This window comes from Rhodothermales bacterium, assembly GCA_017643395.1.
Taxonomy (GTDB): Bacteria; Bacteroidota; Rhodothermia; order Rhodothermales; family UBA10348; genus JABDJZ01.
The window spans coordinates 276,106-300,693 of sequence record JAEPNP010000003.1 but is presented as its reverse complement, the minus strand read 5'-3'; the positions used below and the strand labels follow the sequence as shown (position 1 = coordinate 300,693).

The 24,588-nt window shown below is 62.5% G+C and carries 21 protein-coding genes; 13 read left to right on the top strand and 8 right to left on the bottom strand.

All coding sequences use genetic code 11. The annotated features are described in order from the left end of the window. Window positions 1-123: 123 nt before the first annotated feature. The gene (locus JJ896_11800) at window positions 124-2,244 is read left to right on the top strand and encodes a leucine-rich repeat domain-containing protein (protein MBO6780328.1); all 2,121 of its coding nucleotides are present in this window, start codon (window positions 124-126) and stop codon (window positions 2,242-2,244) included. Here the strand turns inward: JJ896_11800 and JJ896_11795 are convergent. From JJ896_11795 to JJ896_11780, 4 genes are read right to left on the bottom strand one after another with little or no spacing between them, the layout of a single operon-like run. Beyond that, window positions 2,241-2,426: a hypothetical protein gene (locus tag JJ896_11795; protein MBO6780327.1), complete on the bottom strand. Its 186-nt coding sequence runs from the start codon at window positions 2,424-2,426 to the stop codon at window positions 2,241-2,243. The genes JJ896_11800 and JJ896_11795 overlap by 4 nt on opposite strands. Further along, window positions 2,419-3,309, bottom strand: a complete 891-nt coding sequence (locus tag JJ896_11790; GenBank protein MBO6780326.1) for a hypothetical protein — start codon at window positions 3,307-3,309, stop codon at window positions 2,419-2,421. Before JJ896_11790 ends, JJ896_11795 begins: the two co-directional genes overlap by 8 nt. Beyond that, on the bottom strand, window positions 3,297-4,265 hold the full coding sequence (locus JJ896_11785; protein MBO6780325.1) for a Brp/Blh family beta-carotene 15,15'-dioxygenase: 969 nt from the start codon (window positions 4,263-4,265) through the stop codon (window positions 3,297-3,299). The genes JJ896_11790 and JJ896_11785 overlap by 13 nt, the downstream gene beginning before the upstream one ends. Window positions 4,266-4,278: 13 nt before the next feature. Next, the gene (locus tag JJ896_11780) at window positions 4,279-5,064 is read right to left on the bottom strand and encodes a bacteriorhodopsin (protein ID MBO6780324.1); all 786 of its coding nucleotides are present in this window, start codon (window positions 5,062-5,064) and stop codon (window positions 4,279-4,281) included. Between the two features lie 248 nt (window positions 5,065-5,312). Between JJ896_11780 and JJ896_11775 the strand changes: the two genes are divergently transcribed. The 3 genes from JJ896_11775 (at window position 5,313) to JJ896_11765 (ending at window position 10,437) form a co-directional block, all read left to right on the top strand. Beyond that, a complete protein-coding gene (locus JJ896_11775; protein MBO6780323.1) occupies window positions 5,313-6,212 on the top strand; it encodes a cobalamin-dependent protein in 900 nt (299 codons plus the stop codon). Between the two features lie 488 nt (window positions 6,213-6,700). Continuing rightward, complete coding sequence (locus JJ896_11770) at window positions 6,701-9,706, top strand: hypothetical protein (GenBank protein ID MBO6780322.1); 3,006 nt, start codon at window positions 6,701-6,703, stop codon at window positions 9,704-9,706. Further along, entirely contained in the window at window positions 9,706-10,437 is a 732-nt protein-coding gene (locus JJ896_11765) for a response regulator transcription factor (protein MBO6780321.1), read from the top strand. The genes JJ896_11770 and JJ896_11765 overlap by 1 nt, the downstream gene beginning before the upstream one ends. Here the strand turns inward: JJ896_11765 and JJ896_11760 are convergent. After that, window positions 10,434-10,700, bottom strand: a complete 267-nt coding sequence (locus tag JJ896_11760; GenBank protein MBO6780320.1) for a hypothetical protein — start codon at window positions 10,698-10,700, stop codon at window positions 10,434-10,436. The genes JJ896_11765 and JJ896_11760 overlap by 4 nt on opposite strands. A gap of 54 nt (window positions 10,701-10,754) precedes the next feature. On the opposite strand from JJ896_11760, the gene JJ896_11755 reads away from it, so the two are divergent. Then, window positions 10,755-11,741, top strand: coding sequence for a mechanosensitive ion channel family protein (locus JJ896_11755; GenBank protein MBO6780319.1), 987 nt, complete (start codon window positions 10,755-10,757; stop codon window positions 11,739-11,741). 35 nt (window positions 11,742-11,776) lie between these two features. Here the strand turns inward: JJ896_11755 and JJ896_11750 are convergent, their stop codons facing one another. Genes JJ896_11750 through JJ896_11740 form a run of 3 tightly spaced genes read right to left on the bottom strand, consistent with a single transcriptional unit; the run spans window position 11,777 to window position 14,444 of the window. Continuing rightward, entirely contained in the window at window positions 11,777-13,213 is a 1,437-nt protein-coding gene (locus tag JJ896_11750) for an amidohydrolase (GenBank protein MBO6780318.1), read from the bottom strand. Continuing rightward, window positions 13,213-14,001 (bottom strand): hypothetical protein, encoded by a 789-nt coding sequence (locus JJ896_11745; protein ID MBO6780317.1) that lies wholly within the window; start codon window positions 13,999-14,001, stop codon window positions 13,213-13,215. Before JJ896_11745 ends, JJ896_11750 begins: the two co-directional genes overlap by 1 nt. Continuing rightward, window positions 13,998-14,444 carry a DUF4281 domain-containing protein gene (locus tag JJ896_11740; protein ID MBO6780316.1) on the bottom strand — a complete coding sequence of 149 codons (447 nt, stop codon included), beginning with the start codon at window positions 14,442-14,444 and terminating at the stop codon, window positions 13,998-14,000. Before JJ896_11740 ends, JJ896_11745 begins: the two co-directional genes overlap by 4 nt. Window positions 14,445-14,536: 92 nt before the next feature. Here JJ896_11740 and JJ896_11735 point away from each other — a divergent pair, with 92 nt between their 5' ends. From JJ896_11735 to JJ896_11700, 8 genes are all read left to right on the top strand, one after another. After that, window positions 14,537-16,528 carry a S9 family peptidase gene (locus JJ896_11735; GenBank protein MBO6780315.1) on the top strand — a complete coding sequence of 664 codons (1,992 nt, stop codon included), beginning with the start codon at window positions 14,537-14,539 and terminating at the stop codon, window positions 16,526-16,528. Between the two features lie 516 nt (window positions 16,529-17,044). Continuing rightward, complete coding sequence (locus JJ896_11730; GenBank protein ID MBO6780314.1) at window positions 17,045-17,518, top strand: hypothetical protein; 474 nt, start codon at window positions 17,045-17,047, stop codon at window positions 17,516-17,518. Window positions 17,519-17,596: 78 nt separating this feature from the next. Continuing rightward, window positions 17,597-19,534: a threonine--tRNA ligase gene (thrS, locus tag JJ896_11725; GenBank protein MBO6780313.1), complete on the top strand. Its 1,938-nt coding sequence runs from the start codon at window positions 17,597-17,599 to the stop codon at window positions 19,532-19,534. Between the two features lie 150 nt (window positions 19,535-19,684). Beyond that, complete coding sequence (locus JJ896_11720; GenBank protein ID MBO6780312.1) at window positions 19,685-20,182, top strand: translation initiation factor IF-3; 498 nt, start codon at window positions 19,685-19,687, stop codon at window positions 20,180-20,182. Between the two features lie 187 nt (window positions 20,183-20,369). Beyond that, on the top strand, window positions 20,370-20,564 hold the full coding sequence (rpmI, locus tag JJ896_11715; protein MBO6780311.1) for a 50S ribosomal protein L35: 195 nt from the start codon (window positions 20,370-20,372) through the stop codon (window positions 20,562-20,564). Between the two features lie 14 nt (window positions 20,565-20,578). Beyond that, window positions 20,579-20,926, top strand: a complete 348-nt coding sequence (gene rplT / locus JJ896_11710; protein ID MBO6780310.1) for a 50S ribosomal protein L20 — start codon at window positions 20,579-20,581, stop codon at window positions 20,924-20,926. A gap of 138 nt (window positions 20,927-21,064) precedes the next feature. Continuing rightward, on the top strand, window positions 21,065-22,090 hold the full coding sequence (pheS, locus tag JJ896_11705; protein ID MBO6780309.1) for a phenylalanine--tRNA ligase subunit alpha: 1,026 nt from the start codon (window positions 21,065-21,067) through the stop codon (window positions 22,088-22,090). Between the two features lie 2 nt (window positions 22,091-22,092). After that, window positions 22,093-24,570: a phenylalanine--tRNA ligase subunit beta gene (locus JJ896_11700; protein ID MBO6780308.1), complete on the top strand. Its 2,478-nt coding sequence runs from the start codon at window positions 22,093-22,095 to the stop codon at window positions 24,568-24,570. Window positions 24,571-24,588: the final 18 nt, after the last annotated feature.

Here is a 24,588-nt window from a genome sequence, read left to right as displayed (position 1 = left end):
AGGCGACCCGCCCGGAAGGGTTCGGCCTGACCTCGTTCGATCGGATAGCTTGCAGGGCATTCTCCCGAAGCTCCCCTGAAACGACTCCCTCACAAGGTTACAGGCCTGGCCGCTGCGCTGACGTTGGCCCTGGCGGTCGGGGCCACTGTGAACACGCCGGCGCGACCTTCGCTCCCATCGGCCGCCAATCAGGCGGACTCTCTCGCGCTGGTCGCGCTCTACCGGTCCACCGGAGGTGCAAACTGGCACGTGAATACCAACTGGTTGACCGGACCTCTGATCTCGTGGTCGGGAGTTGTGATGATCTCCGGACGCGTGGCAGGCCTGAATCTGGGAGGACGAAACCTTTCCGGCGAATTGCCGCCCGAGATCGGGGAATTGACGGAGTTGGTCTTTCTGTATCTCCCCAGCAACGACCTGCACGGAACCATCCCGTCGGAGATTGGACGGCTCACCAAGCTGACGGAGTTGAGGCTACAGCACAACCGCCTGACAGGTCGCCTACCCGACAGCCTGGCAGGCCTTCAGGCACTGACCCACCTTTATCTCTCGCGCAACCGGCTGATCAACCTTGGAGCAGGCTTCGGCACGCTGGCCAGCCTGGAAGTCGCCTGGCTGAATGACAACCTGCTCGGCGGCACGCTGCCGACCAACATTGGCGGCCTGGTTGCGCTGAGGGAATGGCACCTGGGCAACAACCTGTACAGTCGTCTGCCGCCGGAGATTGGGCAGCTATCGGCGCTGGAGTTTCTCGACCTCCACGACAACAGTTTCTCGGGCTCCTTTCCGGCCGAGTTCGGCAACCTGAGCTCGCTGCAACACCTCGATGCAGGCGACAACAAGCTGACCGGCCTTCCTGCTGAGATCGGTGGACTGTCCGCTCTCAAAGTGCTGCGGCTGGACGACAACCGCCTCTCAGGTGCCATTCCTCCGCAGCTCGGTCAGTTGCTGAACCTGGAGTATCTCACCCTGCGGCGAAATGAGTTGGAAGGCACGGTGCCTCCTGAACTCGGCAATCTCAAGCAACTGACTTACCTGGACCTTGGTGCCAATCGTCTGGGAGGACCCCTGCCCCCGGAACTCGGCGCTCTGAGCGCACTGCGCGTGCTCGACGTCCGCGGCAACTACCTGTCTGGGCCGATTCCCGGTCAATTCGGTCAACTGGCCAGCGTGCGGGTTATGGACCTGTCGCGAAACTTCTTTACGACCATTCCACCGGAGTTTGGTGCGCTCACTACGCTGCAGTCCCTCGACCTGCACCAGAACCTGATTGAGACGTTGCCGGAGGGCCTCGGGGGCATGTCAGGTCTGACCAGCCTCAATCTGTTCAATAACCAATTGACCGGGGCGATTCCAGGCTCGCTTGGCGATCTGGACAACCTTTCCGAGTTGGACCTGAGCATGAACCGCCTCGACGGGCCTCTCCCGCCAGAACTGGGTCGCCTGGAACGATTGTCCGAGCTGAACCTCGAGCACAACCGCATTACAGGGCCGATTCCGTCGGAATACGGAGACATGCCCCAACTGCGCATTCTGCTTTTGAACAACAACGAGTTGTCCGGCGGGATTCCGTCAGAGTTGGGCATGCTTCCCCAGATTCGCTACATCAACCTTGGAGACAACCAACTCTCCGGGCCCATACCTGACTCGCTTGGGAACGCCGCGAAGCTCAGCGGCCTGGATCTCGGAACGAATAATCTGACCGGTGGACTTCCGTCGTCTCTTGGCTCGCTGTCACAGCTGCGCTCGCTGGAGGTGTTTTACAACGCGGACCTGAGCGGTCCCATCCCCGAGACGTTCCTGAATCTCTCCATGTCCAACTTCCGGTTCAACTTTACCAGCCTGTGTCTGCCGCCGACGGAGTCCATGCGGGACTGGGCATTCGCCATGGGGCCGGCGTTTGACGGCCCCGGCGGCCCGGGAGAAGTGACGGGGGTCGAGTGCGAGACAGCCACGACCATTGAGCCGGAGCGGCCTGCCATCGCCGTCACGCTGGAGTCGCCCTATCCCAACCCTGCCAAGGGTGAAGCCCGGCTGCGTTATTCGCTCTCCGAGCCAGGCCCCGTTGTCCTGAGCCTGTATGACATCCTGGGGCGAAGGCTGATGGCCATCGAACAGGGGCATCACTCCTCAGGCAGTTACGAAACGTCGCTACGCACAGCCGACCTCTCGGCGGGCATGTGCGTGGTGCACTTGGAGGCCGCCGGGCAACGCCTCTCGCGCATCCTGGTCGTGTCGCGCTAACGCTTGGCCGCCTCGACTGACCGAGGCCGGAAGATCCACAGGAGGGCCAGCCCGACACCCAATACGACCGGAGGGGAAATGAACGCTCCGTGTCGGAAAGACACGGCCAGCGCCGCCATGAAGACCATCCCCAACGCCACCGCTGCGGAGGGAGTAAGTGGAGAAACTCTGGTATCAGTCATTTTCAAGTCGGGCGTACAGGTTGTGAAGGCCAAGAATGAGCACTCCGAACAGCACCGCTGCCGTAGTCAGCGCCGCATTCAACAGACCCACGGCACTGAAGGACAGCTTGATCAGGATGGTGGAAATGATGAACCCGGAGTTGCGGATCACCTTGCGGAAGCGGTCCGTGTGAATCAGCGAAACCAGCAACAACAGCACATCGGTCACGATCAGCACCGAAAAGAACTCATCGAAAAAGATGGTATTCAGATCGTAGAGGCTGCGCTCGACTGAAGCGTCTGAGAAGATGGTCAACAGCCAGTCGCCGAGCGTGTAGACTGCGAGACCGATGAAGACCGGTATCAACACCATCGCAAGTCCGGTCTTTATGCGAATGAAACGCTGCAGCTTCGGAGTCAGCTCGCCGCCCTTCCCTTCGATGACGTGGCGCCTCTTGTTCAGCCAATAGAACACGAGAATCAGCGCAAAAAGCAGTACGGTCGACACGACGTCGTACGTGAACTGCAGGTCGTCCGGGTTTGAAAACCACTCGGTCGTCAGGTCCAGGTTCGAGATGTCCTTGAATATGCGCCGGATGACAATCAGCGCGACGATCTCATACTGCTTGCCGATGTACGTGCTGATCGAGTGCGGCAGGTAGTAAATGAGCAGATACACCTCGTACAGCAAGATGAACGAGAACGGGGTGTATATGGCTGCTATGGGGCTTCCCAGAAGCCTCGACTCAGGCGGGAGCACTACCCACTCTGCCCGGGTGAGGAAGATCAGCGCGAGGTGCACCAGAAAACCGCCGATGGCGAGCCACACGATCCGGCGCTCCCATTGCTCCTTTGCTTCGGGACCGAGAAAGTGGTCCTGATACCAAGTCTCTAGCCGTTCCACGGAAATGCGTGTTCAGCGCGGTCCATCAGGTGGACGACCAGCATGTGAGGGAATGTGAGCGCGGAAATCGCCACCAGGTACACACCCAGCAAGGCAAACCCCGAATCGGGCGTCTGAGGCACCAGAATGGCAAGACCAGCGATGCCGACCAAAGAGATTAGGGTGGTTGGAATCACGTCCCGGAGCAGACTGCGCCCATTCAGTCTCCGCTCATAGAAGCCTCCGAGCCTGTCCAGATGGCGCACACTGTGCCAGAACGTGAAATACACCCCGACAGACACCAGCGGATCGACGACAGCAAACAGGACCAGCAGAACGGCCAGCTCCATCACGTCACGCCCGGAATGCCGCAAGGCTCCTCGATGGTACAGGTGCCCGACGTGCGCGAGAATGATCATCGCCAACATCCCCAGTGCAACCATCTGGGCGATGGGACCTGCGACAACCCCGGACCCTCCAAAGAGGGAAGTTGCTGCGCGCTCGACCTCGGCAAAGCGCCCTGGAAAGAATGCCAGCGGGCCAAGCATCGGCAGCGCTCCTCTGACCAACGCGGAGGTCGGTGCCGCGAAACGAGGCACCCACCCTCTGGAAATCGCGAAATGGGCATCGCCCGTACCCCAGTGAAAGACCGTCATGGCGATGAACAGCCAGAACGCCAGAGGCGCTTTGATCCACCAGACTGCGAGGAAGAGACCGATCGCTGCCAGGTAGGCGGCGATGGGTCCCCAGAGTCGCTGGCGCAGAGCAGCAGCAACGATGTGATCTGCGCCTCCATGGGGCAGTCCGAACCAGACGGCGCTGACTGCCAGAGGCAGCAGGAGCGTCCAGATCGGTCCACCGGCGAGGGCGCCGGATGCGGCCAGTCCCGCCAGGGCAGCGACTACCGGGAGGTAGTCGGCCTGGCGGGACATGGCCGCATCGGGAACACCCGAGGCAATATGTGTCGTGTACGACACGCTATCGCGGTTTTCAGGCGCGCAGGATCGCGGGCTGGGCGTTCAGGTCCCAGCCGTCGGCATCGGACTTTGCACGCGCAATCGCATAGATCATGACGCCAAAGCCGGCCTTCGCAAGCACATCTGCGAGCGAGTAGCCGACCTGCAGGAAGACCACCGCTTCACCACCCCCGAAGCCCAGCATGGGGCCGAGGTAGGCAATGGGATAGAAACCCCATGTAGCCAGAAGTAGCAGGCGGATGTTGCGTGTCAGGATGCGCACACGCTCCGGCTGCGTCACCAGAACTTTGCCCAGCTCCACCCAGAGGACATAGAGGATGTAGATGAACGGCACCGTGGAGAGCGCACCCCAGATGGCTCGTGCGGTGACGTCCGTCGTGATCTCGCCTGGGTAGCCGAGCGCGATCATGGCCGTCGCGGCAATGACCAATTTGGTCAGCATCGGACCGCTCTTCTCGCGCGTCAGCTGCAGCACGAGCACCAACTCGACAAGCAGGAGTGGCACTGTCAGCAGCCAGTCCACGTAGCGGTAGGCATCGTTGAAGGGAGCGCCGCTGGCCGTGTAGAGTCCGTCAGCCATCACGTACGCTCCGGCCCAGGAGGAACTGATTCGGAAGTAGTGGTAGGCGGCAATACCTACGACCAGGGCCGAGACCATCAGCGAAATCCGATACTTCGGTGCCACGCGGGACTGACCCATGATGAAAAACACGAACGCTGCGAGCATTGAGGCGATCGTGAGCGAGAAAAAGTTGTAGACGAGACTGTATTCGCCTGGAGTGAGGGTTGGGAGCTCCATGATTGGACCCGCAATTCAAGTTTAAAACAACGTGGAGGCTCGTCCAGAGATCGTTTCCGCGGGTTCGCCAAGAGCCTATCGGGTATGACAAACGATCACGGAACCACATCTGAACGAATCCAGTTGCAAAAGTCGACTGCCGTCGCGCACGATCCAACCTCCGCGATCGCTTCCCTACTCCACTAGTCGCCACGAACGGACCCAAAAACGATCATACGTATTACCATGATCGTTTTTTATTTCGCGACATGCTGATCACCACCGGTCGAGCCGCCGACTTATGCGGCGTTCACGAGTCCACCGTCAAGCGGTGGTGCGACGGGGGCGAACTACCGCATGAAGTGACCCGCGGGGGCCACCGGCGAATTGGTCCCCGCCACCTTGCGGCTCTGATCAGTCGCGAGGGGCTCGCCTTGGCGGTTTTTGGCGACCGTCTGCGGGATTACCTCGAGGCTGAGGAACTGCGGCACCAGGAGGACGACTTTGAGGCGCTCGCCAGACTCGCGTACTACTGGGCCCTTGGGGGAGATGGCAGATCGCTACTAGCCATGCTGGATCACCAGTTGCAGGCTGCAGCGGCCGGGCCGTTTCTGGACGGCGTAGTGGCCGGTGTCATGGCTCGAGTCGACCAGGCCTATCACGAAGGCCGCATGGGCATCGCGGACGAACATGCGGTGTCCTATCTGTTGCGGGACCTCGTCGTCGCGCGGACTGTCGCGCTGCCGCACACGCTCGGACCTCGGGCGCTCGTGACGTGCGCGCGAGGGGAAGGCCACGAACTGGGCGCACTGATGGCGCGGCTCGTGCTGCGAAGACTGGGTTGGCAGGTTCATTACCTCGGGCTGAACGTGCCCCCCGAGGACATCGCGTCTGCACAACTCGACTATCGGGCCGACCTGGTTTGCGTGTCTATCACGCTTGCGCCCGTGATTCCGGAAATTCGGCAAGTCGGCCTGAGCCTCGAGCGCATCGCGGGTCAGGCCCCATTCCGGCTCGCATTTGGGGGCGCCGGGCTGGATGCCGTCTCCGGTGACAGCCTGCCATGCCGCCCTGCGCTCTTCTCCGCCATGACTCGATTCGAGTCATGGGCAAAGGAGATCAGTCAGGCGATGCCCCCGCGCCAGAGCGCGGGGGACTCGCTCACCTGATTACCCGCTCGTCCCTCCCTGACTGGGCCGCGAAACCCAACCGGACTGGCACCGGAACTGTCGAGGGTGATAGCCGGGACCGAGCAGCCTTTGGGTAATGTGCTAGCCGTTGAGAGTGTCTTTCGCAGCAACCTGGGGTGTACGGTCCACCACGTCAATGTTCAGAATCGTACCGGTTGGAACCGGGGCGTACTCTTCGACTGGCTGAACGCGCTCAGAGTGGTCTATAGGACCGACAGGATTCGAATCACAGGCGGTCAGTGTGAAGGCGATGAGCGCAGCGACGCAGAGGACTTGGAGGCGAGAGAATACCTGCATTGTGCAGCGGGGGCTTTGGTGGAGTTGAGGAGCGAATCAAGAGCAGAATTGCTCGTTTTTCGGCCCGATTTGCACCAATCTCGCCGGTCATTCCGACTTACGAATAGTCGTTTCACCTTATTGTGGGTGGTCAAAAATGACCTTTTTTTACCCGGAAGTTGCTCTCCCCATTGCATCCCCTGTCCCTGATTCCTCGCAAATACCTGATCCTGCTGCTCCTCTGGCCGTTTTTTTCGACAACAACAGCGGCCCAGGAGGGCGATCGATTTGTTCGGATCGGAGTCGAGGGGGGCTTGGCAAGCCCCGAGACCTGGGTTGCACTCCGAACCGAGAACGGCAGCCTCTGGATTGGCTCAAAGCAGGGCCTGCAGGAGTGGGAAGGCGGGCAGGTCAGGACCACGTTCAATGAGAGCAACTCTCTGCTTGCGAACCCGTGGGTTTATTCCCTGCTCCAAACCGACGAGGGCATCCTCGTCGCAGTATTGGACGGCCACCCTCTTCGGCTTGACCCGACTACCCGATCGCTTGCAGCGATCCCGGTGGATCCAGCCTGCGATCCCATCCCAGTAGAGCTCGGCCGACCTCGCTCTCTGGACCGCGTTGTTCCTGGAGAAGTCTGGGTGACGACCTCACGCGCCGGTGTCATCTCGATTCGGGACGGTCGCCTCTGCCCGGTGCCGTTCGCCAGCGTTGAAGAAAGTGAAGTGGCCACGAACCCGACCCGGCTGGTGCGCACGCCCGACGGAGCCGTCTACATGGGCACCCGCGGAGCCGGGCTTATCCGCTTCAAGTGGGAGGACGGTCAGTTGAGTGGCCTAGAATCGGTACCGGGCGTCAGTCTGGACGTTAACGACCTCGTTTACGACCCGGCTGGATATCTATGGCTGGGGACCTCCGGCATGGGTGTCCAGCGACTTGACCTCGCAAGCGGAGAAATTGCCCGGCTGAAGACGCTGACCTTCGACGGCACCGGAATGGCCGACACCGTGGTCTGGAACCTCCTGCTTGCTGACGGCGAACTCTGGATCGGCAACCAGAAAGGCCTCTACGTCTTCCTTCAACAGACGGGTAGGCTGGTGGAGTACCGTCATCGACCCGGCGACGATTCGAGCTTATGCAACGACGACGTCGGAAAGCTCCACGCCGATGCCTTCGGCATGTTGTGGGCTGCCACAGACAACGGTGTTTGTGGCGTCTCACGAACTCGCTACGGGTACACCATCCGTGAGTATCGCGTGGCACCCCTTACAGCGATTGCTCCGGCGTCGGAAAACGGGACCTTGTGGTCTGCCACAACAGAAGGTATTCAAAAGCTCGCGCTCGACGGCGACCTCAAACGTAGTGAACCCATTCCGCAGCCGTCCCAAGGGCGCCCCCGAGAACCTACTGCAATGCTGGAGCAAGACGGCGCAGTTACCATGGGAACTGCGCAGCACGGACTCTTCCGAATTCCGAGAGATCGCCCGATCGAGAAGCTGTCCCTAGCAGGAGCCTTTCCGACCGATTTCAGCGTGATGGACCTGGCGGCATGGCAGGGTGCGATTGCTGTCTCTACCGTTGGAGAGGGTATCGGCATAGTACGTGACTTGAGTGTGGAGTCCTTCGCAGCGGGTGCGAACATGCTTGAACTGCTTGCCCACTCGTCTGGGCAGCTGTACGCACGCCCGGGTACGGGAGGACTTACGGAAGCCCGGTCAGACAGCAGCGAATGGGATTTGGTGGGGCCCTGGGCGACGGACACGTTGGCGGGCGCATTCTTCACCACCAACGACTTAACCGAGGCCCGCGGGGGAGAAATCTTCGCTGCCACTGACGGCGGCGTCCTCCGCTGGGACCCCGAATCCGAAACATCCTCCCTTTTCGACACCAATCAGGGGCTCCCGCCGGGCGGGCAGATCGCCGTAGAAGCTGACCACCTGGGTCGGATTTGGGCCCTGAGCAGCTCGGCAGCCTCACGCTTCGATCCCCTGCGCCCGGAAATGGGATGGCGCACCATTCGGCCTGACCCAAGGGATGGAGCCGGACAATTCATCCAGAAGCAGCTCATCCGTGTCGGCGATCGCATGGTCGCCGCCCGCGAGAACGGCCTTTGGAGTTTCGATCCGGACCTTGAGATTCCTCCCGCACCAGAGCCGGAGATCACCCTGGTTGCCTCCGGCGGCACGCTACAGGGTTCACGTCTTGAGCTCCGCCGCGGTGCCTACGAATTCGAGGCCAACATCACCCTGGCTGACCTCGGCGGACTGGAACATCTTCGGATATGGACCCAGCTCCACGGCGACGACGATTTGCCGAGAGAATACCGGCAGTCGATGGTGAGCCAGGTCTTCCGCGACATCCCGCCCCGTCGTGAGCCCTATCGCCTGGAGATCCGCACGCTTGCCGGGAACGGCCAGACCGGCCGCTTTCTGTACGACGTAGTCGTGCGGCGTCCGCTGATCCAGACGCTCTGGTTCCAGCTCCTGGCTGGAGGCCTCATACTCGGCACGGTCGGAGGCAGCATCCTCACAAGAACGCAACGCCGCCGTCGAGAGGCGCTCGAGATACAGACAGCGCTTGCGGAAAGCCGGGAGGACGAACGAAAAACGCTGCAGCGACACATCCACGACGGGCCGCTGCAAGCTCTGTATACGTTCCGGCACCTGGCGGAAATGCTGCATGAGGACGGGTCGGAGGAGACGCTGGAGGAGATCCAGAAGCGCACCGATTCCACGATCGAAGAATTGCGCCGCATTTGCGCCAACCTGCGGCCGTCCGGCCTGCTCACTACCCCGCTCGAACGCACGTTCCGCGCTTACTGCCAGGACTTCCAGCTGGACCATGAGGATATCCAGGTCCAGACCGACCTGGAAGCGGTCGGCATGATGGAGGAACCGGTGGCCGTTACCGCCTATCGTGTCTTGCAGAGTGCCCTGGGCAATGTGGCGCGCCACTCCGCCGCCTCCGCCGTGGATGTGGCACTGAGACGAGTCGGAAACGCCCTGGAGGTCTCGGTGTACGACAACGGCCGCGGGTTCGACTCGAGCACATCGCTCGTGGCCCTCGCCAGGAACCGACACTTTGGCTTGCTGGGCATGCATGAATGGGCCAAGCGCGCCGGAGGCACCCTGCAGGTGTTATCCTCCCGCGGCAGCGGTACCCGGCTCACGTTGACCATCCCCGTAGTGACCGACTGATGTCGATCCACAGCATTGTCCTGGCAGACGACCACCCTGCCTTCATGGAAGGAGTGTCCATGAAGCTTGAGCGAGAGACGAACCTCAAGATCGTTGGACGCGCGTATAATGGCGAAGAGGCGCTGGAACTGGTTACGGCCAACCCGCCGGACCTCCTGCTAATCGACATGGACATGCCCCTTATGACGGGGCTTGAAGTGGTGCGTTTTCTCCATCAGCGCGGTGTCGAGTCCAAGGTCCTGCCTCTCTCCGGTCATGCCGACCCGGAGTACGTCATGGGCACGCTTGAGGCGGGAGCCTCAGGCTATGTGATGAAGAACGAGTCGCTGTCGACCATCGTGAACGCCGTCAAGGAAGTGCTGCGTGGCGGCGTCTACATCAGCCCGCGGGTCTCTCAGCAGATTGTGACACGTCAGATGAACAGTCACAATCGCGAAAAGGAGATCGAGAACGCCACACAGCAACTGCTCAAGCTCGGCATCACTCCCAAGCTGTTGCGCATTCTTCTTCAGGTCGCGCAGGGGCAGAACAATGCCCAGATTGCAGAGAAGATGTTCAAGTCCGAGCACACGGTGCGCAACCAGGTAGACCGCCTCAAGGCCGCCAGCGGAGTGCGCTGGCGGCCGGCCATCGTGGCCTGGGCGTGGCGCCTGGGGGTCTTTGAAATAGACGTCTACGAGTACGAAAAGACCTTCGAGGAGGCCGAGTTCGTCCGCAAGAACAAGAGTTAGGCGGACGTCTCTCCGAGCTCGAGCCCAGGCACTCGCAATTCGGGCACGGAATCCATGAGCCGGACCAACTCCAACTCGGTACCCATGAGTGCGTACAACGGGATGCCGTCCAGCTTGTAGGAGCCGTGCACGGGATGTCCCTTCTCCAGGGTCTCGGTACCCACCCGGACAGTCAACATGGGTACGAATCGTCCCATTTGGATTACAAACACCTCTTCGAACGCCATTCTGGTCCGTTCCTCTTCCGCCATGACCACCAACATCGTTCCTTTCCGGAGAATCTCAATAGTGTCAAATGACTATTCTGCATGGCAGAAATGAACCTTTTTTTCCAGGATAGCAGCGCCGTCGCCGGCGCGGCGGCGGCCGATACGACCGCAACATCCGGCAGCCCCTCGGCGCAAACGGATACCACGGCCGCCTCAGATGCTCCTGTCTGGTTTGAAGGCCTTCCCGACGACCTGACGGCCACCGATCTCGCATGGATGGGAGCCCGCGTCGTCGTGCTGCTTGTGGCCACGCTCATCCTGATCCGCATTATCGATCGGGTGGCACGCGCCTCCATGCGCCAGTTTGAGGATCTGCCACACGGCAATCCGAGAAAACAGCGGGCTACCACGCTCGCTGCCCTGTTCAGCTCGACGGCACGCTATCTCCTGTGGCCCGCAGCCGTCGTGCTGATCCTGACAGAGTTCGGATTCAACCTCAACGCACTGCTGGCAACGGCCGGCATCGCGGGCATCGCTTTGGGTTTCGGGGCCCAAACGCTGGTGCGAGACGTCATCGCCGGCTTCTTCCTGCTGTTTGACGATACGGTGCACGTTGGCGACGTCATCACCGTCAACGGTCAGGAGGGCATCATAGAAGACATCGGCCTGCGTCTCATCAAGATGCGCCGGTTCAATGGGGAACTGGTCATGATCCCGGCCGGAGAGTTACGCATCTTCGGCAATCGCAGCATTGACTTCGCGCGCGTGGTGTGTGAAGTGGACACGGCCTACGAGGCCGACATCAATCAGGTCACCGACGCGCTGGGAGAAATCGCGGCCGAGTGGTCCGAGACCAACCGTTCCATCATGCTCGATGAGGAGCCGGAAGTGCATTCGGTGTTGCGGCTGACCGACTCCTCCGTGCGCTTGCGTGTGGTCGTTCGCGTCCTGCCGGGAGAGCAGTGGATCGCCGAACGCAGCATGCTCAAGCTGATCAAGCAACGATTCGACGAGCGTGGCATCGAAATCCCCTTCCCGCGCCGAACCGTATACATGCGCCCTGAGAGCGCCGGCGAATCGTCACCCGAATCGTAGCGAAGGGTGCCTCCGCCTCGGTCGAATAGAGGGATTCACTGTCCTGCCGGCTTTCGATAGTTCAGGGGAGGGTCCCGATCTCCCAGCAACGGCTGGTACTCGAAGTCGTCTCCGCGCCGGACCTGAAACTCAGCCATGGCAGCCTGTCGCAGATCAGGATCCAGGAACAGGTCAATCGCGGTCATGGCAAGGGTCTTGGCCGCGACGACCATGCCCTTGTTGCCGATGGAGGTCCCGCCGGCCGCCACCGCCTGCCAGGAGTGTGCCGACGTGCCCGGCACCCAGGTGGCGGCACTCATGCCGGCCGTGGGCACCATCCAGGACACATCGGCAACGTCCGTGCTGCCGGGAGAAGCGCGGTCCGTGACGTAAAACGCCTGCACTTCGGCGGCGGTGGCCAGTGACGGCGGGTCCGGAAGGGTGGCCTGGATGGCCTGGGCAAAGTCGCGTTCGGAGGCGGTGTAGTGCACCCCGCCGACACGTTCCAGGTTGGCGTGCATCACCTCCTGCAGCGTCTCGTTGGGCAGCATGTTGTACAGCCCGTGGATCACCTCGAACTCGACGCGCGTGCCGGTGCCCAAGGCCGCACCCTCGGCCGCAGCAGCCACGCGGTCAAAAATGGACCGCACGTTTTCCGGGTCCGGATTGCGCACGTAGTAGAAGACCTCGGCGAAATCCGGGGTAACGTTCGGCGCGTGACCGCCCGCAGTGATCACATAGTGGATGCGCGTCTCCTGCGGAACGTGCTCCCGCAACATGTTGACCATGTGGTTCATGGCCTCCACGCCGTCCAGCGCACTGCGCGCACGTTCCGGGGCAGCAGCTGCGTGCGCCGAGACGCCGTGAAAGCGAAACTTGGCTGACTTGTTGGAAAGCGTGCTTTCCGCCCCGGCAGAGTTCCCATCGCCCGGATGCCAGTGCAGCATCACGTCTACATCGTCCATGAGACCGGCGCGCACCATATAGACCTTGCCCGCTCCACCTTCCTCGGCCGGCGTGCCATAGAAGCGAACGGTCCCCGGAGTGCCACTGGCCTCCAGCCAGGCCTTGACGGCCACAGCGGCCGCTGCAGATCCGGCACCGAACAGGTGATGACCGCACGCGTGTCCCGCGCCCATGCCCTCGATGACGGAACGTTCGGGCACCCGGTCCTGCACGATGCCCGGCAGCGCATCGTACTCACCCATGATGCCGATAACCGGCGAGCCCGAGCCCCACTCGGCAACGAACGCGGTCGGAATCTCGGCCACTCCCATTTCGATGCGGAAACCGGCCTCGTCCAGGTGCACCGCAAGCAGTGCAGCACTCTCGGTTTCCTGATAGCCGACCTCGGCGAGGTCCCAGATGGTCTGGGCGGTCTCGGAGAATGCCGCTGCATGGGCGTCGATGTGTTCGGAGACAAACGACTTGCCCTGCTGGGCCTGGGCAGCCAACGGCAAGATCATCATGCCCAGACAAACAACTCGGATCATCACGGGAGGGGAATTACGGGTTTGCCGGCCAACGCATGCAGAGTCGCCCAGACGGCCAGAGCCGTATGTAGCAGGGCCACGACGACGACTCCCAGGACCGGCCGAAAGGGCAGTCGGTCAGCGCGCCGGTTCAGGAACCAGCCGGTGAGCGGGAGGAGCTGCAACGCATGCATACCGATGAAATGAGCCCATCGCAAATCACCTCCTACCCGACTCCAGCCAAGGATCGGGAGTCCGGCGGCGTCGTCCGGAGCGCCCACGGCGTGCGCCATGCGCTGGATCATCAGATAGCCTTCCATGCTGAAAAACAGGAATACCACCAGACCGAGTCGAATGCCCCACAAATAGGCGGTCGGAAGCGGTGGGGAATACCGGAAATACAGGATCGTCAACCAGGCGGCGGTCACCGTATTGACGATGATGAGCAGCCCCATGATGCCGAAGATGCTGCCGTCGAGGGGCGTGGAGAAGTTGAAATGACTCGGCACGCCCCGGGCGGCCTGCAAGAAGATCGCGGCGCCCTCTGCGGTCATCACGAGGGCAATCACCCACTCGATCGCCTTGATGGAGCGCGGCGCGAACTCCCTTAGGTGCGTCACCAGCCACGCCAGCGTCAACATGTAGATGGCCAGCGACGCAGCGAACTTGATGGGCTTGTACCACGCGTTGAGGCCGGTGATGATGCGGTCGTCGAAGAACGAGAGCACCACCGCAACGACGAACCCGACAACGAATATCAGGCCACCGACTGTCAGCGGCTTGCTGCGTGCGTAGAACTGCTTGATCATCCCTTTTTCGGCATTGGATCCATAAGGATCTGCCGCTTGATGCCCGCGCGCAGTAACAGGTAGAGCAGGTAGCCGACCGGCCCGGCAAGGAAACACAGCACCAGGCACGGGACGATGAGCAGGTGGTTGACCCCCACACGGGCCGCATCGCGCACGATCCAGCTGCCGACGAGGAGGTCGAACGCCAGATAGTGCAACCAGCCCGCCAGCAGGTTGCGGGGGTCCGAGAACAGCGTAGCCACCTCATCGAGCGAGCCGAATCCACCGTCGGTCTCTCCAAACCCGCTGGCCAGGAAGTAGATGTAGGCCACCGCCAATAGGGCCGGCACGGCGACGGTTGTGATGAGCCGTGTGGTCCAGGACCAGCGGGGCGCAAAGATGAGGAGGAGCCAGCACGGCATCACAAGGGTGCCGGCCATGCTGAAGGCTGCGTCGGGGGACATGACAGTAGGGTCGAGCGTGGATCGGAGCCAGAGTACCTCCCCGCGGGCTGCCGGATCAACTAGATTGCGTCCACCTATCCCGCCCTGATGTCGTGAAAGCTCTCCCTGCCATCGTTCTTGCCCTGCTCGTGTCGACTGCCTCCGCGCAGGAGCGTCGCGCCCTCACCGTGGATGATCTGTTTGAGATCCACTCCGTCGGCAGCCCAGCCGTCAGCCCGGATGGCGAATGGGTGGCGTATTCCGTGCGCGAGACCAGTCTGGAGGAGGAATCCAGCGAGACCCGGCTCTGGATGATGCCGACCGCAGGCGGCGAGGCCATTCCGCTCACGGCCAAGGGCGGATCCGCCGGCAGCGTGGCGTGGAGCCCGGACGGCCGGTACATCTCGTTCACTGCGTCCCGGGACGGCAGCAAGAATCAGGTCTGGCTGCTGGATCGTCGCGGCGGCGAGGCCCAGCAACTCACGGAAGTCGAACAGGGCATCGGCAGTTACGCCTGGAGTCCGGATGCGTCGAAGCTGGTCCTGACCATCACCGATCCTGAGGAGCCCGATACTCTGTCAGGTGCGCGGGCCAAGACCACCAAGCCGTATGTGATTGACCGGCTGCAGTTCAAGCGGGACTACGCCGGCTACCTCACCGGGAATCGCAAGACACACCTCTACCTGTTCGATGTGGCAAGCCGTGAGGTCACGCAGCTGACCGATGGGCGCTGGGACGAGTCGTCGCCCGAGTGGAGTCCTGACGGCAGCCACATTGCCTTTGTGTCGAACCGCACCGACGATCCCGACACCAACAGCAACTCCGACATTTTTGTGATTGCTGCCGAGCCCGGCGCCGAGGCACGCCGGCTGACCACGCAGCCGGGCTCGGATTGGTGGCCTTCCTGGAGTCCCGACGGATCCCACATCGCCTACCTGCGCAACCTGGAGCCCGAAATCATCTGGTATGACGTGAACGAGATCGCGGTGGTAGATGTGGCCACTGCCGAATCCCGAAGCATCACCGGCCGGCTGGACCGCAACGCCCGCTCGCCGGAGTTCACCGAAGACGGGAGCAGAATCCGCTTCATTCTGGAGGACTCGGGAGACTTCCATCTGGCCTCTGCGGATGCGCGCACCGGAAGGGTCACGCGCATGGCCGATGGGCCCATGAGTGTCTCGAGCGTCGATGTATCCGGCGGTGTCACGGCAGCCCTGGTTTCCAGGATGGACCTGCCGGGTGAGATCCACGTGCTCGAGGACGGTACGTTTCGGCAGCTGTCGCAGGTCAACGCCGATTTTCTGGGCGGCATTGAGCTTGCCCGGGTGGAGGACATCCAGTTCGAGAGTCCCGATGGCACCCCCGTGGAAGGCTTCGTGACCTTTCCGATTGGATACGACAGCGGGCAACGCTACCCCACCCTGCTGCGGATCCACGGTGGCCCCGTGTCGCAGTACGCGCATCGCTTCAGCTTCGAGGCGCAGTTGTTTGCCGCGCATGGCTACCTCGTGGTGCAGACCAATCCACGCGGGTCCAGCGGGTATGGGCAGGACTTCTCCCAGGCGCTTTGGGCGGACTGGGGCGGTCCGGACTTCATGGACGTCATGGCGGGCGTTGACCACGCCATCGCCCGTGGATGGGCCGATCCCGATCGGCTGGGCGTCGGGGGCTGGTCTTACGGCGGCATCCTGACTGACCATGTGATCACGAAGACCGATCGCTTCAAGGCAGCCATTTCCGGGGCTTCCGAGGTGCTGTACCGGGCCAACTACGGCCACGACCACTACCAGCGGCAATGGGTGGCTGAGCTCGGGGTGCCATGGGGGGAAACGGCCGAGAATTGGGAGCGCATCAGCCCCTTCAACTACGTGGACCGCGTAACCACGCCGACGCTGCTCATGGGCGGGCAGGATGACTGGAACGTGCCGATTCAGAACTCGGAGCAGTTGTACCAGGCGCTGCGCAAGCTCGGCGTGCCGACGCAGCTCGTGGTCTATCCCCGGCAGGGGCACGGACTACGGGTGCCGTCCTATCAGAAGGACCGGTACGAGCGCTATCTGGAGTGGTACGACCGGTACCTGAAGCCGGCCGAAGGGACACACTGAACCAGGTCCCTGATCAGGTTTAGGCATCGCCCCAAGACCCTCACGGCTCCTGCATCAGGCAATAGCTGACGAGTTCGCTTACCGACCACGGCTCCGGCTCGTGCAGCCGTCTACCCTGGATTCGTACCCGTACAACGCCAGCGGCGTAGAAGTGACTGATGCGGTTCGGCTGACGGGCACCTCCCGATGGCGCCCAACCGAGTGACACGACATGGAATCACCCTCCTGTTTCCATAATTGATCCTCCGCGTCTGGTCTCGATATCGAAAACGGGGGCACTCTTCGACATCTCGGCCTGCCTGGGTGCCGAAGATGTGGAATCCAGCCCCCCGATTCCAGTTCGGCGGCGGATCGATCGCGGCGGGCCCCGCACCCCGCGCCAGTGCCACGCCGCGCGCCCCGCGCCACGGACCGCCCGCACCCCGCGCCAGCGCCACGCCCCGCCCGAGCGCCACAGCGCCCCCCTGTGGAAAACTCCCCGGCACCTCCGCCACGCTCACGCGTTTCCCGTTTTCTATGCGAAGCGAAACGTGGCATAAAATCCACCGACTGCACGGCGAAGGACTCGGCGCGGCCAGCATCGCCCGCCTTATTGGCATGCAGGAATACAAGGTGCGCAGGATTCTGCTGGAGTCCGGCGCGCTGGAGCGGCAGTATGAGTACGGCGTGCGTGACTATCGCCTGATCGATGCCGCCCGGGAAGGCCTGACACAGAAGGAAATCTGCGACCAGTTCCACATCCCGGTGAGCCTGCTCATCAAGGTGCTCAAGGTGCACGGCGAGCCGCCGCGCCCGCGCAAGCAGCCCCTGGATCAGGAACTGGTCCGCGCTGTCGTCGCGGATTATCTGGACTCCGACATGACGCGCGAGGAGATCTGCGCCGAACACCAGATCACGCCCGCCATCCTGAATCGCATTCTGGACGATGAGGAAGTGCCGCGCCGAACGCCGCCCAGCCGGGGCACCGGCACCTCCGGCTTCGGATTCTGACCCGAAGATCCACAGACTCCCCCCTCCCAATCGGCTAGATTTCGCCGGCTTGATCGAACGGCACTCATGGCAAACACCATCACCCTGACTTTTCCCGACGGCTCCCAACGCTCCTTTGACAGCGGCGTGACGGGATTCGATGTGGCCCGCTCCATCTCGGAGGGACTGGCCCGCAATGCGCTTTCCGTCGGCGTTAACGGCGAGACGCGGGACCTCAACCGGCCCATTGAAGAGGACGCCGATTTCCAGGTCTTCACCTGGAATGACGATCAGGGCCGTGCCACGTACTGGCACTCCAGCGCGCATCTCATGGCAGAGGCGCTCGAAGCGCTGTACCCGGGTGTCAAGTTCGGCATCGGACCCTCGATCGATAAGGGCTTCTACTATGACGTGGACCTCGGAGACCGCACCCTCGGCCCGGAGGACCTGGAAGCCATCGAGAAGAAGATGACGGGACTCGCGCGCCGGAACGTGGAGTTCGAGCGCCGCGAGGTCTCCAAGGACGAGGCCCACGCCTACTTCTCCGAAAAAGGCGACGAGTACAAGCTGGAGCTGATCGAGGAGCTCGAGGACGGCACGATCACCTTCTACCAGCAGGGTGATTTCGTGGACCTCTGCCGGGGTCCGCACGTGCGTTCCAGCAAGAACCTCAAGAACCCGAAGATCCTGAATGTAGCCGGGGCCTACTGGCGCGGCGACTCGGATCGCCCGCAGCTGACCCGCCTCTACGGCATCACCTTCCCCAAGAAGGCGCAGCTGGACGAGTTTCTGGAGATGCTGGAGCTCGCCCGCCAGCGCGACCATCGCAAGCTGGGCAAGGAGCTGGAGCTTTTCACCTTCAGCCAGAAGGTCGGCTCCGGCCTGCCGCTCTGGTTGCCCAAGGGCACGATGGTGCGCGAGACGCTGGTGGATTTCCTCAAGCAGGAGCAGCTTCGCCGCGGGTACCTGCCAGTCATCACGCCGCATATCGGGCGATTGGACCTGTACCGGACTTCAGGCCACTACCCGTATTACAGCGACTCGCAGTTCCCACCCATGATGGATGACGAGGAGGACGGCTACCTCCTCAAGCCCATGAACTGTCCGCACCACACCCAGGTGTACGATGCGCGGCCGCGTTCCTATCGCGAGCTGCCAGTACGTCTGGCGGAGTTCGGCACCGTCTACCGGTACGAGCAGTCCGGTGAGCTGGGCGGCCTCACCCGCGTGCGGGGCTTCACCGTCGACGACGCCCACCTCTTCTGCATGCCCGATCAGGTGAAGGCCGAGTTCAAGGACGTTATCGACCTCACACTGCTCGTCTTCCGTTCGCTCGGATTTTCCGACTTCACGGCACAGGTGTCCCTGCGCGACCCGGACAACCCGGACAAGTATGTCGGCAGTGCCGAACTGTGGGACGTCGCCGAGCAGAGCATCCGCGAGGCCGCTCAGGAGATGGGCCTGGACACGGTAGAGGAGGTCGGCGAGGCCGCCTTCTACGGCCCCAAGCTGGACTTCATGGTCAAGGACGCGCTTGGTCGCTCCTGGCAGCTGGGCACGATCCAGATCGACTACAACCTGCCGGAGCGCTTCGACCTCTGGTACACCGGCGCGGACAACGAGAAGCATCGCCCCGTGATGATCCACCGCGCTCCGTTCGGCTCGCTCGAGCGCTTCATCGGCGTACTGATCGAGCATTGCGGCGGCAACTTCCCGGTATGGCTGGCCCCCGTGCAGGTTGCCGTACTGCCCGTGGGGCAGGATTTCGAGGGGTACGCCCAGGAAGTGGCGGCCAAACTGCAGGAAGCCGGCATCCGCGTGGAGACCGATCTGCGCAACGAAAAAGTGGGCTACAAAATCCGCTCGGCCGAAATGCAGAAGGTCCCCTACATGCTTGTTGTCGGTGGCCGTGAGATGGAATCCGGTACGGTCGCGGTGCGCCGGCACGGCGAAGGCGATCAGGGCTCGATGGACATCCAGGCATTCCTGGACCACATCGCCCGTGAGAATCAGGTGACGGCGCAGGCGGCCTCATAGTGGAAATAGCCTCCAGCGCGTAATATGCGTGCGAAACTCCGGGGTATCGCCTGCGGTATCACGGTGTTTGGCGAGGCTTTTGCTTCCAGGCCTGTTTCCGCCCGCCCGATCACTAACTGAACGAAGACTATCTCCAAGCAACGAGTACGAGTGAACGACGGCATCCGCGCCCCGCGGGTCCGCGTCGTTGATCCCAAAGGCAACCACGGCGTCTACGAAACCCGTGAAGCCCTTCGGATGGCCCAGGACCAGCAGCTCGACCTGGTCGAAATCTCCCCGAACGCCGATCCACCGGTCTGCAAGATCATGGATTACGGCAAGTACAAGTACGAGCAGCAGAAGCGGGAAAAGGAGATGCGCAAGAAGTCGCATAACGCGGAGCTCAAGGAGATCCGCTTCCGCCCGCACACCGACACGCACGACTTCGAGTTCAAGGTCAAGCACGCCAAGAATTTCCTTGAGCACGGTCACAAGGTGCGCGCATACGTACAGTTCCGCGGTCGAGACATCGTGTACAAGGACCACGGCATGGAAATCCTGGCGCGGTTCATGAGCGAACTGCAGGACCTGGCCCGGATTGACCAGGAGCCGCGCATGGAGGGCCGCCGCATGGCGACCATCCTGAGTCCGAACAAGAAGAAGCCGTAGCGCATAGCCGCGCTGAAGCGGTCGCCGAGCCCGAGGCCGAACGCCCCCCTGCTTCACTGCTTCTTCCCGCCGGAGCCTCATACGATCTTGGCGAAACCAAGCCTGGATTCGTACTTTAGTCGGCTCTGGATAAAGCGCAATTGCCCCTCGGCAACTGCACAAAACGGCCTCCAGCCGGATAGATATCATGCCGAAAATGAAGAGCAACAGCGGCGCCAAGAAGCGGTTCTCAGTGACCGGTTCGGGCCGTCTGAAGCGAAAGAAGGCGTTTCACAGCCACATTCTGACCAAGAAGAGCCCCAAGCGGAAGAGAAATCTTCGGGAGACGACTCTGGTCGACAAGGCGGACGAGCCCCGCATGAAGCGGCTCATCCAGTCGTAAACAGATAGAGCAGCATGCCACGCGCAAAGAATAGAGTTGCGAGCCGCGCCCGCCGGAAGCGGATCATGGCCATGGCCAAAGGCTATTGGGGCCGCCGCCGCAACATTTACACCGTCGCCAAGAACGCCGTCGAGAAGGCGCTCCAGTACCAGTACCGGGACCGCCGGCAGCGCAAGCGTCAGTTCCGCCGCCTCTGGATCACCCGCATCAACGCTGCGGCTCGCCTTAACGGCACGTCGTATTCGCGTTTCCTGGGCTCGCTCCGCAAGGCCGACATCACGCTGAACCGCAAGGTGCTGGCTGATCTCGCCATGAACGATCCCAAGGCGTTTTCCAAAGTGGTTGAGACCGCATCGAAGTAGTCATGACCAAGACCCGGCACTCGACACGATTTATCGGGCGGCTTAGCTAGTCATTGCCGCCTGCCGGACTCTGAGTGTTTCGGAAATCCCGTCGCGGCCATGGCCACGGCGGGATTTTCTGTTTTATCGCATCAATCCATGTCAGACCCCCTCGACAGCACCTTCGCCGAACTTGAAGGCGCCGTGCAGCAGGAAGCGCTGGACTCGGCCGAGCAGATCGACGCGTTCCGCATCCGCTACCTGAGCAAGAAGCAGGGCAAGATCACCGAACTGCTGAAAGGCATCCCGTCGGTGGCGCCCGAGAACCGCAAGGCCTACGGCCAACGGGTCAACGCTCTCAAGCGCACGGTGGAATCGCGCATCGCGGATGCACAGGAGGCCCTCAAGGCAGCCGAGCGCGCCGCGCCGGTGGACATCGACCTGTCGCTACCCGGCATCAGCCGCAGCCTCGGAAGCCTGCATCCCATCACGCAGACCGAACGCGAGATCCGCAGGGTGCTCGAGTCCTTCGGCTTTGCCGTGGCCGAGGGTCCGGAGATCGAGGACGACTGGCACAACTTCGGTGCCCTGAACTTCCCGCCGGATCATCCGGCCAGGGACATGCAGGACACGTTCTGGCTGGACGCCCCGGATGACGCAGGCAAGGGTGTGCTCCTGCGCACCCACACCTCACCAGTGCAGATCCGCGTCATGCAGCAGAACCCGCCGCCCATCCGCATCATTGCACCGGGCCGGGTCTACCGCAACGAGGCCATCTCCTACAAGTCGTTCTGCCTGTTCCATCAGGTGGAAGGCCTTTACGTGGACAAGGGCGTTTCGCTCGCGGACCTCAAGCAGGTCCTGCACGCGTTCGCACGCGAGATCTTCGGGGACGATGTGCGCATGCGCTTCCGTCCCTCCTTCTTCCCCTTCACCGAACCCAGCGCCGAAGTCGACATCTGGTGGAAGGATGATTCCCTGCCGGACGGCGGCCGCTGGATGGAAATCCTCGGCAGTGGCATGGTAGATCCTGAGGTCCTCAAGGCCGTGAACGTAGACCCGGAGGAATACACCGGCTACGCGTTCGGCATGGGCGTCGAGCGCATCGCCATGCTGCGCTACAACATCTCAGACATCCGCGTGCTGTACGAAAACGACGTGCGCTTCCTCGAGCAGTTCAGCTAACCATGAGAATCAGTTACAACTGGATCGCCGACTACGTGCAGCCGGGATGGTCCGCGGACGAGCTCGCGGACCGGCTGACCATGAGCGGCCTCGAGGTCGAGTCTGTCGACCAGATGGGACGTGACATGACCGGCGTGGTGGTCGGTCACGTGCTGGACGTCAAGCAGCACCCGAATGCAGACCGCCTGCGAGTCTGCAGCGTTGATCTGGGCGATGGGGTCCCGGTGCAGATTGTCTGCGGTGCCCCGAATGTGGCAGGCGGACAGCGCGTACCCGTGGCTACGGTCGGCACCGCCTTGCATCTGCCGGACCGCAAGGACCCCGACACGCTTGTGCCGGTGACGCTCAAGCGCTCCAAAATCCGTGGTGAAGAGTCCAACGGCATGATCTGCGCCGAGGACGAACTCGGCCTGGGAGACGACCACGACGGCATCATGGTGCTCGCAGATGACGCGCCGCTCGGCCGCCCGTTTGCCGAGTACCTCGCTTCGCAGGGCGTGGCCGTCTCGGACCAGTCCATCGACATCGCCATTACGCCGAACCGCCCGGACGCCATTTCCCACATCGGCGTGGCCCGGGATGTGGCGGCCCTCGCAGACGTGGCGCTCTCGCGGCCCGACGTGGCGGTACCGGAGGCGGGCGGTGATGCCGCTTCCCAGGTCACGGTTGAGATCCTGGACCCTGAAGGCTGCAACCGCTACGTGGGCATCCTGGTGCGCGGCGTAACCATCGGCGACTCTCCGGCATGGATGAAGTCGCGCCTGGAATCCGCCGGGCTGCGGCCGCTCAACAACGTGGTAGACATCACCAACTACGTGATGATGGAGTGCGGCCAGCCGCTGCACGCGTTCGATTTCGACCTCCTTGCGGACGCGACCATCCGCGTGCGCCGCACAAACGGGCCGGAGAAGTTCACCACGCTCGACGACCAGGAGCGGGAGCTTCCGGTGGGCACCCTGATGATCACCGACGGCCAGCGCGACGTGGCCATCGCCGGCGTCATGGGCGGCCAGAACTCTGAGGTGTCTGACTCCACGACCAACGTGCTGATCGAGTCCGCATGGTTCGATCCGGGCGATGTGCGGCGTGCCTCCAAGAAACTGGGCCTGCAAACCGACGCCTCCTACCGATTCGAGCGCGGCGTTGACCCGACCGGGCAGGCCTGGGCGGCGGCGCGGGCCGCGGAGCTGATGCGTGATCTGGCGGGCGGTACCATCGTGCCCGGCATGGTGGACGCACACCCGGTGCGCTGGCAGCCTTCCCGCGTGACGCTCCGGCGGGACCGCATCACGCTGGTACTGGGCGTTTCCGTTCCGGACGCTGAGGCCCAGCGCCTGCTGAACGCCATCGGATTCGTCACCGAAGCCACCGACGACGGATGGTTGGTGACAGTGCCACCGCATCGCCCGGATGTGGAACGGGAAATCGACCTCATCGAAGAGGTGGCCCGACTGTACGGACTGGACCGCATCGAAGAGCCGAGCCACGGCACGGTGCCCAACGCACGCCTCGCTCCGCCGAAGCCGTTGCCGCTGCGCATCCGGGTCGCCGACCGGCTGGTGGGTCTAGGCTATCGGGAGTTGTACACCAACAGCATGATGCGGCTGGATCGAGCGGAGCAGTTCGCTTCGGCCGGGCTGCGTGGTGGCGAACCTGTTGGGGCCCCGGTGGGCACACTGAATCCCATCTCACAGGAGATGGCCGCGCTTCGACCCTCCCTCCTGCCCGGTGCCCTTCAGGTGCTGGCGCACAACCTGAACCATGGACAGCCCGGATTGCAGGCATTCGAGTTCGGCCACGTGTTTGACCGGCACGACGGCGGCACCATCCTTCCCGGGTACCGCGAACAGGAGCATCTGCTTGTGCTCGTGAGCGGCAAGGACGGCCTGGACGCATGGAGCGGTCCGGCCGCCGAAGCCAGCCTGTTCGAAGCTAAAGGCACTGTGGAAGGGCTGCTGCAGTCGCTTGGCCTGGGCCGTCGGGTGCGCATGAACCCGGAGCCGACAGGCTCGGACCTGACCCATTACCATCTGAACGTGACGCTGGACCGGAAGTCCATCGGCACCATCGGAGCGGTATCTCCGGAAGTCGCCGGCGAGTTCGGGATCGAGGGAGCGGTGTACTTCGCGGAGATCAACTTCTCCGCGCTGGTTGCGGCCATCCACTCTTCCCGACCTGTGCAGTACCAGGAGGTGTCCCGATTCCCTGTGGTGGAGCGCGACATCGCGGTGCTGGTCTCCGGCGGCACCCCGGTAGGTGATATGCTTCAGGCCGCGCAACGGGCCGGGGGCAAGCTGCTCCGCAACGCGCGCGTCTTCGATGTGTACGAGGGCAAGGGTATCCCCGACGGACACAAGAGCGTGGCCATCGGCATGGCCTTCGGAGCGGACCGCACGCTGAAAGACCAGGAGGTGGACAAGGCCGTCTCCAAGGTGGTCAAGACGCTGTCCAACCAGTTCTCCGCAGAACTGCGGGGCTGAGCGTATATTTGGCCCCAT

Bases quoted from the DNA above. Each gene is read 5' to 3' on its own strand.
- JJ896_11775 (MBO6780323.1), top strand. From the start codon at position 5,313: ATGCTGATCACCACCGGTCGAGCCGCCGACTTATGCGGCGTTCACGAG.
- rplT (MBO6780310.1), top strand. From the start codon at position 20,579: ATGCCACGCGCAAAGAATAGAGTTGCGAGCCGCGCCCGCCGGAAGCGG.
- JJ896_11700 (MBO6780308.1), top strand. From the start codon at position 22,093: ATGAGAATCAGTTACAACTGGATCGCCGACTACGTGCAGCCGGGATGG.
- rpmI (MBO6780311.1), top strand. From the start codon at position 20,370: ATGCCGAAAATGAAGAGCAACAGCGGCGCCAAGAAGCGGTTCTCAGTG.
- JJ896_11730 (MBO6780314.1), top strand. From the start codon at position 17,045: ATGCGAAGCGAAACGTGGCATAAAATCCACCGACTGCACGGCGAAGGA.
- JJ896_11780 (MBO6780324.1), bottom strand. From the start codon at position 5,064: ATGGAGCTCCCAACCCTCACTCCAGGCGAATACAGTCTCGTCTACAAC.
- pheS (MBO6780309.1), top strand. From the start codon at position 21,065: ATGTCAGACCCCCTCGACAGCACCTTCGCCGAACTTGAAGGCGCCGTG.
- JJ896_11750 (MBO6780318.1), bottom strand. From the start codon at position 13,213: ATGATCCGAGTTGTTTGTCTGGGCATGATGATCTTGCCGTTGGCTGCC.
- JJ896_11795 (MBO6780327.1), bottom strand. From the start codon at position 2,426: ATGACTGATACCAGAGTTTCTCCACTTACTCCCTCCGCAGCGGTGGCG.
- JJ896_11755 (MBO6780319.1), top strand. From the start codon at position 10,755: ATGAACCTTTTTTTCCAGGATAGCAGCGCCGTCGCCGGCGCGGCGGCG.
- JJ896_11760 (MBO6780320.1), bottom strand. From the start codon at position 10,700: ATGTTGGTGGTCATGGCGGAAGAGGAACGGACCAGAATGGCGTTCGAA.
- JJ896_11745 (MBO6780317.1), bottom strand. From the start codon at position 14,001: ATGATCAAGCAGTTCTACGCACGCAGCAAGCCGCTGACAGTCGGTGGC.
- JJ896_11765 (MBO6780321.1), top strand. From the start codon at position 9,706: ATGTCGATCCACAGCATTGTCCTGGCAGACGACCACCCTGCCTTCATG.
- JJ896_11740 (MBO6780316.1), bottom strand. From the start codon at position 14,444: ATGTCCCCCGACGCAGCCTTCAGCATGGCCGGCACCCTTGTGATGCCG.